This is a genomic window from Paraburkholderia caribensis, assembly GCF_002902945.1.
Taxonomy (GTDB): domain Bacteria; phylum Pseudomonadota; class Gammaproteobacteria; order Burkholderiales; family Burkholderiaceae; genus Paraburkholderia; species Paraburkholderia caribensis.
In genome coordinates this window covers 1,569,159-1,580,959 of the sequence record NZ_CP026101.1, presented here as the reverse complement: position 1 = coordinate 1,580,959, position 11,801 = coordinate 1,569,159, and the positions used below count along the sequence as shown (strand labels likewise).

General features: G+C 65.4%; 13 protein-coding genes. 3 read left to right on the top strand and 10 right to left on the bottom strand.

Annotated features, from left to right (window positions below; genetic code table 11):
- Positions 1-121: 121 nt before the first annotated feature.
- Positions 122-586 (bottom strand): Lrp/AsnC family transcriptional regulator, encoded by a 465-nt coding sequence (locus C2L66_RS07025; RefSeq protein ID WP_035990996.1) that lies wholly within the window; start codon positions 584-586, stop codon positions 122-124.
- Between the two features lie 136 nt (positions 587-722).
- A complete protein-coding gene (locus tag C2L66_RS07020; protein ID WP_054934550.1) occupies positions 723-1,607 on the bottom strand; it encodes a LysR family transcriptional regulator in 885 nt (294 codons plus the stop codon).
- A gap of 152 nt (positions 1,608-1,759) precedes the next feature.
- Here C2L66_RS07020 and C2L66_RS07015 point away from each other — a divergent pair, with 152 nt between their 5' ends.
- Together C2L66_RS07015 and C2L66_RS07010 are read left to right on the top strand one after the other, a co-directional pair.
- Positions 1,760-2,272, top strand: a complete 513-nt coding sequence (locus C2L66_RS07015; RefSeq protein WP_060601139.1) for a Spy/CpxP family protein refolding chaperone — start codon at positions 1,760-1,762, stop codon at positions 2,270-2,272.
- 190 nt (positions 2,273-2,462) lie between these two features.
- Positions 2,463-2,900, top strand: coding sequence for a PGDYG domain-containing protein (locus C2L66_RS07010; protein ID WP_054934549.1), 438 nt, complete (start codon positions 2,463-2,465; stop codon positions 2,898-2,900).
- 23 nt (positions 2,901-2,923) lie between these two features.
- Here C2L66_RS07010 and C2L66_RS07005 read toward each other — a convergent pair whose 3' ends face one another.
- The 8 genes from C2L66_RS07005 to C2L66_RS06970 form a co-directional block, all read right to left on the bottom strand.
- Positions 2,924-3,289: a DUF3022 domain-containing protein gene (locus C2L66_RS07005; protein ID WP_035990988.1), complete on the bottom strand. Its 366-nt coding sequence runs from the start codon at positions 3,287-3,289 to the stop codon at positions 2,924-2,926.
- A 51-nt stretch (positions 3,290-3,340) separates the two neighbouring features.
- The gene (locus C2L66_RS07000) at positions 3,341-4,156 is read right to left on the bottom strand and encodes a YhfC family intramembrane metalloprotease (RefSeq protein ID WP_060601141.1); all 816 of its coding nucleotides are present in this window, start codon (positions 4,154-4,156) and stop codon (positions 3,341-3,343) included.
- A gap of 101 nt (positions 4,157-4,257) precedes the next feature.
- Complete coding sequence (locus tag C2L66_RS06995) at positions 4,258-5,316, bottom strand: LacI family DNA-binding transcriptional regulator (RefSeq protein WP_054934547.1); 1,059 nt, start codon at positions 5,314-5,316, stop codon at positions 4,258-4,260.
- On the bottom strand, positions 5,313-6,281 hold the full coding sequence (locus C2L66_RS06990; protein WP_060601146.1) for a 2-hydroxyacid dehydrogenase: 969 nt from the start codon (positions 6,279-6,281) through the stop codon (positions 5,313-5,315). The genes C2L66_RS06995 and C2L66_RS06990 overlap by 4 nt, the downstream gene beginning before the upstream one ends.
- Before the next feature lie 4 nt (positions 6,282-6,285).
- Complete coding sequence (locus C2L66_RS06985; RefSeq protein ID WP_054934552.1) at positions 6,286-7,566, bottom strand: MFS transporter; 1,281 nt, start codon at positions 7,564-7,566, stop codon at positions 6,286-6,288.
- A 122-nt stretch (positions 7,567-7,688) separates the two neighbouring features.
- Positions 7,689-8,651: a sugar kinase gene (locus tag C2L66_RS06980; RefSeq protein ID WP_060601149.1), complete on the bottom strand. Its 963-nt coding sequence runs from the start codon at positions 8,649-8,651 to the stop codon at positions 7,689-7,691.
- 37 nt (positions 8,652-8,688) lie between these two features.
- A complete protein-coding gene (locus C2L66_RS06975; RefSeq protein ID WP_060602698.1) occupies positions 8,689-9,453 on the bottom strand; it encodes a sugar phosphate isomerase/epimerase family protein in 765 nt (254 codons plus the stop codon).
- A 131-nt stretch (positions 9,454-9,584) separates the two neighbouring features.
- On the bottom strand, positions 9,585-10,499 hold the full coding sequence (locus C2L66_RS06970) for a LysR family transcriptional regulator (RefSeq protein WP_060601151.1): 915 nt from the start codon (positions 10,497-10,499) through the stop codon (positions 9,585-9,587).
- A gap of 121 nt (positions 10,500-10,620) precedes the next feature.
- Here C2L66_RS06970 and C2L66_RS06965 point away from each other — a divergent pair, with 121 nt between their 5' ends.
- Entirely contained in the window at positions 10,621-11,700 is a 1,080-nt protein-coding gene (locus tag C2L66_RS06965; RefSeq protein ID WP_060601155.1) for a YeiH family protein, read from the top strand.
- Positions 11,701-11,801 lie beyond the last annotated feature (101 nt).

The following is an 11,801-nucleotide window of genomic DNA, read 5'->3' as shown; positions in this document are numbered from 1 at the left end:
ATAGGCGCAAAGTGCTGCGCAATGACCATGATTTTCGACGAAATGACGAAGCGTTTCGTCGAATCGTCGAAAACATATCAAAACCGCGTAAACGTGAACCGCAATACAGACGCCGGCACGCTCACGGACTGCTCATGCCGCGATCGATCTTGCGCGACAGGATAATCGAGGTCGTCGTGCGTTCGACACCCGCCAGACCGCCGATCTGATCGAGCAGATCGTTCAGGCGCTCGGGCGAATCGGCGCGCAGCCACGCGACGTAATCGAACTCGCCGCTCACCGCGCACAGCAGCTGCACCTCCGGCATGCGGTTCAGTTTCTTCAGCACGTCCGCACCGTACTTCGGCGCGATGATGATGCCGACATACGCATGCATGCTCGCGTCGAGCACATCCTGTCCGAGCCGCACGCTATAGCCGGCGATCACATTGGTCTTTTCGAGCCGCGCAATCCGCGCAATCACTGTCGTGCGCGCAACACCCAGTTGTCGCGCGAGATTCGCGACGCTTTCGCGCGCATTGGCTTGCAGCAGCGCGACGAGGTTACGGTCGAGTTCGTCGAGCTGATCGAGGCGCGGTGGTCTCATCGATTCAAGGTCAAGGTTGAGAGAGGACGCTCGCCGCGCACGGCGAGCCGATGACGCGGATTATGCGCCTTGCGCACGCTTGCGCGAATACATGCGCGCTGCACATATCGCGCAAGCGGCGCGCGTGTCAAGGACATCACGCGCCGAAGCGTTCGATCACGAAGTCGATGAAGCTGGTCAGCTTGGGTGTAGGTTGCCGGTCGCGCGGATAGATCAGATGCACGGGCGCGCCATCGGGCAGATAGTCTTCGAGCACCGATACGAGCGTGCCCTGGCCGATCTCGTTCGCGAGCAGCGCTTCGGGCTGCAAGACCAGACCGAAGCCGCGCAGCGCCGCCATCTTCAGCGCCTGACCGTTGTTCGCGCGAAACCGCCCCGGGCGCAACTGGTAGTCGCTTTCGGCATCGCCGTCGAGGCGCCATAAACCTTCGCGGCCCCAATGCAGAAAGCCGAGGCATTCGTGATGCAGAAGATCGGCCGGCGTCTTCGGCGTGCCCATGCGCTGCAGATAGGCGGGCGACGCACACGCGCGCATCCGGTAAGGTTTCAGCGGCCTTGCGACGAGACTCGAATCGGGCAGACGGCCAATCCGCACGGCGGCATCGAAACCCTCTTCGACCAGATCGAAGACACGGTTCGACAGGTCGAGTTCGAGACTGACCTCGGGGTACTGATTGAGGTAGTCGGTCATCGCAGGCGAAAACACTTCGACGCCGTAAGTCAGCGGCACCGTCACCTTCAGTGTGCCGCGCGGCGCGGAAGTCATCGCTTCGGCGAGCGACTCCGCGGCCTTCACGTCGGCGAGAATGCGCCGGCACTGCTCGTAATACTGGCGGCCGATCTCGGTGAGGCTTTGACGGCGCGTCGTGCGCGTCAGAAGTCGCGTCGAGAGCTGCGTTTCGAGCGAGCGGATATGCTTGCCGACCATCGCCGACGACAGATCGAAGCGCTCGGCGGCGGCTGTGAGGCTGCCCGCTTCGACGACGGCAACGAAGACTTCCATGCTGACGAATTTATCCACCGGCTATTTCCGATCGTTTCGGTTGTAAGCAGTTGTCGCAATCGAGACGCAATGCTGCGATATCGTGATACTAATAACGCACGGCATGATAGATGTCGACGTCGACACATCGTCCAGCTTTGGTCTCATACCAATAGACAACAGGAGTCTCAATGAAAAAAACTCTCGCCATTCTCGCTTCCGCGCTCACCATGAGCGCTGCCTTCGCGCAAACAGCAGCGCCCGCTGGCGCGTCCGCGCCGGCCATGTCGGCCGCTTCGCAGGGCGCGGGCAAGGCTGGCCACGAGCAGCGTGTCGAAGAGCGCATCAAGTATCTGCACACGCAACTGAAGATCACGTCGGCGCAGGAAGCGCAGTGGAACACATTCGCCGACGTCATGCGCAGCAATGGCGAAGCGATGGGCAAGCTGTTCGAGGCACGCCGCGCAAATGCAAACGTGTCGGCGCTCGACGACATGAAGCAATACGCCGAAATCACGCAGGCACATGCCGACGGCACGAAGAAGCTCGTCGACGCGTTCGAGCCGCTGTACAACAGCTTCTCGCCGGAGCAGAAGAAACTGGCCGACACGACCTTCCGCCGCCAGTCGCCCGAAGGCCGCCCGCATCACAACCGGTCGCGCAAGCCGGCCGCGCCGGCTTCGGACGCGACCGTCAAGCCGTAAGCGGTACCGCATTGGTTAGCACAGCGCCTGCCCTCTGCGGCAGGCGTTTTTTTATTACGTGCCGCCGGAATCTGGCATCATGCGCGCCTGCGCCGCGTTTTCGATGCCGTTTGCATGCCGCCTGTCAGGGTCAGGCTTTCTTGCTGGGCTCCGTTACGCGGCCCTGTCAATCTCTGCGTTATCTCGCCTCATGATCGAACTCAAGAACATCGACCTGCTTACCGACCCCGCCGCGCAACGCGTCGTCAAGGACGAAACCGTTGCCGTGCAATTCGCCGCGGGCGACGGCGAACTGATGAGCCTCGAAGGACCGAACCGCTACGCGCCCGGCGACGCGCTGATCACGGGCTCGACGGGCGACCGCTGGGTCGTGTCGCGCGAACGCTTCGACGCGAAGTACCTGCCCGCCGACGCCGCGCTCGCACATGGCGAACCGGGCGCGTACCGCAACCGCCCCGCCGTCGTGCTCGCGAAGCGGATGGACGAGGCGTTCTCGCTCGCGCGCTCGGCGCAAGGCGGCGACGTCCTCAAGGGCACGGCAGGCGACTGGATCATGCAATACGCACCCGGCGATTACGGCGTGGTGCAGGCTGCGCGCTTCGCCAAGGTCTACCGGCTCGCCGACTGAGCCTGCCGTACGCGGCTTACGGCTTACGCAAACTCGTCGCCGAGATCGACGGTCACTTCGCGCGGTATGGTCTTGCCTTCCGCGTACTCTTCTTCGAGCGAGCCCAGCGTCGCTTCCACATAGGCGCGCAGTATGGCGAAGCTGCGGCCCCGCGCACGCGGCGGCATCGCGCGATAACGCGCCAGTGCAGCGGGTGCGATGGCAACCGTCAGCTCCATGCGCTTCGCTGTCGAGCCGAAACGCATCGCGACCCAATGCACGACGATCTGCGGCACGCCGTTCTCGCCGGCACGCTCGATGAACTGCGTCTGCTCGGGAAAGAGATCGCTGATCACGCGCGCGAGCTCTTCGATCTCCGCGTTCGCGCATTCGTACTGATAGGCTTCCATGTCGATTGGCCTCTGGCCCTTTACTGTTGATCTGTGGATCTGCGCGGACGATCAGGCCGCGCGCGATGCGTGCCGGTGCAAGCGGATCAGCGCGGCGGCCACTGCGACCGCCGCGACGGCATAAATTGCATCGACGGTCACGAGCGACAGCAGCCCCGCCTGCGACATCGCAGCCGGCACGTCGATCAACGCATGCGCGACGATCGCGACGGGCAGTATGGCACGCCAGCCGGCGCGCACGCCGCGCCACATCAGCACCGACAGCCCGATCTGGAACACCAGCGCCGCCACGCGTTCGAGCACGAACACGCCCGCCATGGCGGGCGATAGGCTCGCGAGCAGCAGATGGATGCGCATCAGCGGTCCCGCCGGCATATTGCCGAGATAGGTATCGAGTTGGCCGCGATTTTCGAGCACGCCGAACGCAATCCATTGCGCCTGCACCATCACGCCGATGAGCCATGCTTCCGCGCCGCCATGGCCGAGACCGTAGGCAAGCGCGGTGCCGTCGTTCGCTGCGCCGTGCGTCGCGCCGCCCGTCTGGCGCCGCGCGAGCCAGCGCATCGCGATGAAACGCCCCACCTCCTCGCAGATGCCTGCGGCCAGCGCGCCATAGACGACGAACGCGAGCGGGTCCGACAGCCACTCACTCGTCGCCGGGTTGTCGCGCAGCAGATAGTCGTTGAGCGCGCGCTCGATCACCATCGCGAACAGCGCGAACACGGCGATGCCCGCAATCGCGTCGCGCCGGTTCAACGCGAACGGCGCGCGCCAGCGGCGGTACAGATAGATGGGAAGCAGCGCGACGAGGATCGTCGCGACGGCGAGCACGGCGAGCGTAACGGGAGAAACGGGCAAATCGGACATGGGCGTGGGACGGGCGCACTACAGGCGCAAAGTACGGAGCTCGCCGCGCATTGTAAGCGCGATGCCCAAATGCCGGCGGATTGGCCGGGATTGCGCGGGGATCAGCGGGCCGTCGACGCGCGCTCGATCAGTTCGCCCGGCAGCAGACAATCGCGCGCGCTGGACTGCTCGCCGTCGATGCGCTGATGCAGAAACTCGACGGCGCGATAGCCGATATCGTAGGTCGGCTGGCGAATCGTCGTGATGCCGGCAAGCTCGGCCCATTCGGGGTCGTCGATGGACAGCAGCGCGACGCGCTTCTGCCAGTCCGGACCATGCCGCTGGTTCAGATGCCGCGCGAGGGCCAGCGCGACCGGCCCGTTCGCCGCAAACAGCGCGACGCCCGCCCGCGCATGGTCTTCGTGCGCGGCGATCGCCGCATCCAGTTCGGCATCGAGCGCGCTCAAGGTCTGCGCGAGTTCGTCGGCGTCGCCGAGTTCGAGCACGACGGTGCGACCGCTCGCCTGCGGGTATTGTTCGAGTGCCTGGTGAAACGCCGCTTCGCGCTGACGCCGCGAGCTGATGTGTTCGAACGGTTGCACGACGAACCACAGCCGGTCGAAACCGCGTTCGACGAGATGCCGCGTCGCGAGCGCCGTTGCGCCCTGGTTGTCGAGGCCGACCATGTCGGTCACGAGCCCGTCGACCGACCGGTCCACCAGCACAGCCGGAATCCCGCCTTCGCCGACGGGCCGCAGCGTCTCTTCGCTGACGCCGAGCGCATTGACGATCACGCCTTCCACGCGATACGTGGTCAGCAGTTGCAGAAAGCGCCGTTCCATGTCGACTTCGTTCGCCGCGTGGCAGATCAGCGGCATGTAGCCGAGCGCGTGGCACGCAGCCTCGACGCCTTGTAGCACTTCGACGGAATAGGGGTTCGTCAGGTCCGCGACCAGCATGCCGATCAGGCGATTGCGCCCGCGCTTGAGGCCGCGCGCCATCTGGTTCGGCTGGTAGTCGAGCCGTTCGATGGCGGCTTCGATGCGCGCGCGCAGTTGCGGCGACAGCACGCTCAATTCGCCGTTCAGATAGCGCGAGATGCTGGTCTTGCCCGTGCCCGCCTCGCGGGCGACGTCGCTGATCGTGGCGCGGCGCGGTGCGCCTGACGGCGGCGTGTTCATTGCGCCAGCACGTCGCGGTTGACGATGTTGATCTTCAGCGTGCCGTCGAGCGCGCCGACCAGGTTTTCCGCCGCGCAGCGCGCCATGGCGTGACGCGTCTCGTGCGTCGCCGAGCCGATGTGCGGCAGCGCAACCACGTTCTTCATGGTCAGCAGGGGCGAGTTGGGATCGACGGGTTCGCGGTCGAATACGTCCAGGCCCGCGCCGTGGATCGTGCCCGCCTTCAAGGCTTCGATCAGCGCATTTTCGTCGACTGTCTGGCCGCGCGACGCGTTGATCAGGATCGCGCTGCGCTTCATCTTGCGCAGTTCGTTCGCGCCGATCAGGTGACGCGTTTCCGGCGTCAATGGAACTTGCAGGCAGACGAAGTCGGACGCCGCGAGCAGTTCGTCGAGTTCGACGCGACGCGCGCCGTAGCGCTGTTCGGCTTCCGTATTCGCGCTGCGGTTCGTGTACAGCACCTTCATGTTGAAGCCGAGCGCCGCCCGCCGCGCCACCGCGCCGCCGATCCGCCCAAGACCGACGATACCGAGCGTCTTGCCCTGCACGTCGACGCCGTACAGTGCGGGGCCGATGCTCGCCTTCCACTCGCCCGCCTTCACCCAGTCGGCCAGTTCGACGACGCGCCGCGCGCTCGCGAGGATCAGCGAGAACACCGTGTCCGCCGTCGACTCCGTCAGCACGTCAGGCGTGTGCGCGAGCACGATGCCGCGCTTCGTCAGGTCGGGGACGTCGAAGTTGTCGTAGCCGACGGAGATCGTCGACAGCGCCTTGAGCTTCGCGGCGCCGTCGAGCATCGCCGGCGTGATCTTCACGCTCGCACCGATCGCGCCGTCGGCGTCCTTCAGCGCGGCGACGAACGCGTCGTGCTGCGCGGCGTCCGCCTGCACGACATCGGCATGCTGCCGGAGATAGGACAGCACATCGTCCGGCAGCGGCTTGTAGGCGACGATCCTTCGCTTCATCGGATTACTTTCCTTGCAACGGGGTGGCGAGTTTCGGAGTCTGCATCGGCTGCGGCTTGACGGCAAGCGTCAATATCACGGCGGCGATCAGCGCGACGCTCATGAACACGTACGACGCCGAGGGCGAGCCCGTCGCGCCGTTCAGGTAGCCGACCACATACGAGCCGACGAACGAGCCGAGCGCGCCCATGCTGTTGATCAGCGCCATCGCGCCGCCTGCGACGTTCTTCGGCAGCAGTTCCGGCACGATCGCGAAGAACGGGCCGTACGGCGCGTACATCGCGGCGCCCGCGATCACCAGCAGCGCATACGACATCCAGAAGTGCGTCGAGCCGAGCGCATAGGAACCCGCGAAGGCCGCCGCGCCGATCAGCAGGAACGGCCACACGAACGCGCGCCGGTTGTTGAGTTTATCCGACGCCCACGACGCCGCGAGCATCGCGATCGTCGCGGCCAGATACGGCAGCGCCGAGAGCCAGCCCGTCTCGACCATGCCGAGCGACGAACTGTTTTTCAGAATGGACGGCAGCCACAGCACGAAGCCGTACACGCCGATGCTCCAGCAGAAGTACTGCGCGCACAGCTTGATGACGGCGGGCGAGCGGAATGCTTCGCCGTAGTTGCGCATCGGCTTGATCGCGGCCTGCTCGGCGCGCAGCGTATCGGCGAGCTGTTTCTTGTCCGCATCCGACAGCCATTTCACCTGCTCGGGCTTGTCCTTCACGATGAACCACCAGCAGACCGCCCAGAGGATCGCCGGCACGCCTTCCGCGATGAACATATGGCGCCAGCCGAACGAATGCACCAGATAGCCCGACACGACCGACATCCACAGCACCGTCACCGGGTTGCCGAGAATCAGGAACGTGTTGGCACGCGAACGCTCGCGCTTCGTGAACCAGTTGCTGATGAAGATCAGCATGGCAGGCATCACGGCTGCCTCGACGACGCCAAGCACGAAGCGGATCACCATCAGCGACGGAATGTTGCTGACCACGCCCGTCAGCGCCGCGCAGCCGCCCCACAACACCAGGCTCCAGAACACGAGCTTCTTGACGCTTCTGCGCTCCGCGTAGATCGCACCGGGAATCTGGAAGAAAAAGTAGCCGAGGAAGAACAGCGCGCCGATCAGCGACGACAGCCCCTTGCTGATGCCCAGATCCTGATTGATGCCGGCGGCGGCGGCGAAACCGTAGTTCGCGCGGTCGAGATAAGCGAGGCTATAGGTGATGAAAACGATCGGCATGATCGTCCACCAACGTCGAATCGCGAGTGATGATGACATGAATGTCTCCTGTGTCTTGCTGAGGCGGTCGGTTGGCGTGCCGTTGAGCCGCGGTTTGCTCGTCGGAGCGTGCGCGCGGCTGGGCATCTTGTTGTCGTGTCGTGCTGCTGGATCGTGAAACGTTATGCGGCGAGCGTGTCGGCGCTTTCGAGTGCATCGAGTTCGAGGCGTGTCGGCAGGCCTTCCGAATCGCCGATCACCTGGATCGCGAGCGCGCCGATGCGATTGCCGCGCGCCACTGCCTGCGGCAGCGTGCGGCCTTCGAGCAATGCGCTCACCACGCCGACGGCGAAGCCATCGCCCGCGCCGACGGTATCGACCACTTTCTCGACGCGCTGCGCCTCGACGACGCCCGAACCGGCCGCTGTCCGGTAATACGCGCCCTGCGCGCCGAGCTTGACGACGACGCCTTTCGCGCCGCGGTCCAGGTAAAACTGCGCGATGTCTTCCGCTTTCGTATAGCCCGTCAGAATCTCGCCCTCACCGATGCCGGGCAGCACCCAGTCGGCGAAGGTCGCGAGTTCGTTCAGCGCGGCCGCCATCGCTTCGCGCGACGGCCACAGCGTCGGGCGCAGATTCGGGTCGAACGAGATCGTCTTGCCCGCCTGCCGCATTTCGCGCGCCAGATGGAACGCGAGTTCACGCGAACTCGCCGAGATTGCGGGCGCCACGCCCGTCAGATGCAGATGGCGCGCGGGCAGCACGTAGCCGGGCACGTAGTCGTCGAGAGACAGGTGGCTGGCCGCCGAGCCCTTGCGGAAATACTCGACAGCGGGATCGCTGCCGTCGTCGTTCTTCGATTTCAGCTGGAAGCCGGTCGGATAGCGCGCGTCGGTCGTCACGCGGCTCGCGTCGATGCCTTCCTTCGTGAGCGTGTCCCGCACGTACTGGCCGAACGAATCGGCACCGACTCGGCTCAGGTAGCCCACCTTGAAGCCGAGCCGCGACAGGCCGATCGCCACGTTGAGATCGGCGCCCGCGATGCGCTTCGTGAACTGGCCGACGCCCGCGAGCGCGCCCGTTTCGGCCGCGACGAACATCGCCATCGCTTCGCCGTAGGTAATGACATCGAGTGTCGGATGCATGGCTTCTCCTGATGATTCGCTGCGCGTTCGTGCCGTCTTACATGGACGCGAGCTGCGCGACGTGGTGCGACGCGTCCTCGGCGATGCGCGTCGCGTCGAACGGGAATTCGATGCCGCGCGGCACGTTGCGCGGCAGAAGCGGCAGCACGGCGGCGAAAACGGGATCGCCGGCGGCAGGCGCGACGGCGAAACGGCGCGCGCCTTCACCCGCGACCGCCTTGCAGTGGATGTACTCCACGTGGTCCGCGAGCTTGCGCGCGGCCTCGACGGGATCGACACCCGGCCACTGCCAGTTGCCGATGTCGAAGGTCATGCCGATGCGCTTGTGGTGGCCTTCCTTCGCCAGCGCGTTAAAGAGCCCGTCGAACTGCGCGAGCGAGCCGCCGCGCTCCAGTTGCCCGTTCTCGACCACCAGCCGCGCCGCGACACCCTTCGTGCAGGTGGCGATCGCATCGCCGTGCGCGCGTCCCGCGAAACCGCCCAGCTGCAGCTTGACGAAGCGCGCACCGAGCGCCGTCGCTTCGATCAGCGCCTCGCGCAGCGTGGCTTCGTCGAGCGCGCCATCGTGTGCGTAGAGCTCGGCGGGCGTCGAGTACACCGACCACAGGCCTTTCGCCGCAATCGACTTGCCGAGCGCCGACAGCGCCTCCACCGACGCTTCCGCCTCCAGCGCAAACAGCTCGCGCCGCACTTCGAAACCGGCTGCGCCGGCTTGCGCCGCCGTCTTCAGCCACGCGTGATGACCGTCCTTGCGGATCGCATCGGCCCCAAACGCACTCGCGACGATCACTACTTCCGGCATGCCTTCCACCTTGCTTTATTGCTGAAAAACGATCTTTGGAATCGGTTCCAAAGACAGGTATCAAAAAAGCGCCCTGGCGCTTGCTGCGAATACTGCCGCGCGTCGGCGCCTCACGCCATAGTGGTTATCCCCTAAGGGCCGGACGCGCTGGTGGCTGGCCGCGTGTCACCGCTCAGGCACAGGTCGAGAAAGCGTCCGACGAGGCGCGACGGCGCGCTCGCGTGCGGCACGACGATCGAAAACCGCCGCGTCAGCGGCTCGGGGCCGAGCGGCAGGCGGCACAACGCCTCGTTCTCGTGACGCATCGACATCGCCGACACGAAGCCGACGCCCATCCCGGCGCGCACCGCCTCCTTCACCCCTTCGACGCCTGCGATGGCGAGTGCGACGCGCATCGGCACGCCCGAGCGCGCGAAAGCGCGCTCGATCAGCTGCCGCACGCCGGAGCCTTCTTCCCGCAGCACGAGCGCGTGCTCGCTCAGTTCCACGAGCGTGACGGCGGACACGCCCGCCGCCGCGAGCGGATGCGAGCGCGGCATGATTGCGACGATCTCGTCCTCGTGCCACGGATGCACGGCGGTATCCGGCGGCAAATCCCCGCCGACCTGCCCTTCGACCAGCGCGATATCGAACGACGCCAGCGCACCGACGATATCGGCCGTGTTGCCGTCGTCCGTATGCACGGTGACGTCGGGATGGCGGCGCTGGAAGGCGGCGATCAGATACGGCAGCAGATAGCTGGCGGGCGTGGTGCTCGCGCCGATACGCAGCGTGCCCTGCTCCATGCCGCGCAGCGCGTCGCGATACGCATACGCCTGGCGGAACGTGTCGCGCAGCCGCGCGGCATAGCTGGCCAGTTGCTCGCCGGCGGGCGTTAGGCGCACGCCGCGGCCTTCGCGTAAATACAGCGGCTCGCCGAACTCGTCCTGCAATTGCCGCAACTGGCCGGACACGGCGGGTTGCGACAGATGCAATGCGAGCGCGGCACGGCTGATATTGCGGTGCTCGGCGACGGCGGCGAACGTTATAAGCTGATCTGGGGTCATGGAAGTAAAGTATCAGATCCGCCGATATATTTCATCCCAAATCACGATTTCTCATATCGATATATCTAAATTAGGATTAGGCCATCGAGTCAACCAACCTTCGGCAAAGAGGTTGTAGCCCATGTCCACTGCTCCCACCGCTCACACACATGCCGTTTCCACCGCGTCATCGACGCGCGGCCAGATCAACGGCATTCTGTTCGTCGCGCTGTTCGCCGCCGCCGTCACCCGCATCGCCGCCATTCCGTCGATAGCCAATCTGGGCATCAGCCCGCTGATCGTCGGCATCGTCGGCGGGATGATCTACGGCAACGCGCTGAAGGACGGCATGCCCGAAAGCTGGGCCGCCGGCGTCAATTTCTCGGCCCGCAAGCTGCTGCGCATCGCCGTCGCGTTCTTCGGGCTGCGCGTGAGCATTCAGGAAATCGCGCAAGTCGGCCTGCCGGGTCTCGCCGAATCCCTGCTGATCGTGGTCAGCACGCTCGTGATCGGCACCTGGGCGGGCATGAAGCTGATGAAGCTCGACCGCGACAGCGCGCTGCTCACGGCAGCGGGCAGCGCGATCTGCGGCGCGGCCGCCGTGCTCGCCTTCGAATCCACCTTGCAGTCGAAGCCGCACAAGAGCGCGATGGCCGTCGGCAGCGTGGTGCTGTTCGGCACGCTGTCGATGTTCCTGTACCCCGCGCTGCTGCGCGCCGGCATCCTGCATCTGGACACCACGGGCGTGGGCCTGTTCTTCGGCGGCACGATTCATGAGGTCGCGCAGGTGGTGGGCGCCGCCAGCAACGTGAGCCCGGAAGCGACGCATATCGCGACCATCGTCAAGATGACCCGCGTGATGCTGCTGGTGCCCGTGTTGCTGATCGTCGGCATGTGGGTGAACCGCTCGGCGCGCGGCGCCGCCGCGAAGGATGGCGCGCATGCGCCGCGCAAGCTCGCCGTGCCTTGGTTCGCACTCGGCTTTCTCGCCTGTGTCGCCGTGAACTCGCTGCATATCCTGCCCGAAGCCGCCACCAGCACCATCAACATGCTCGACACCTTCGCGCTGACAATGGCCATGACGGCGCTCGGCATCGAAACACGCCTCTCGCAGATCCGCGACGCCGGTCCCCGTGCGCTGACGACAGGCCTGATCCTCTACGTATGGCTGTTCGCAGGCGGTCTCGGTATCACGTGGCTCGTCCAGCATCTGCTCGGCTAAGCGCCGGCATCCCGACCGAACAAGCCCCGCCGCGCGCGGGGCTTTTGTGCTTTCCGGGCTGCAACTTCGCGATCGGGCCCGGGCGCTTTCTTGCCTGGCGA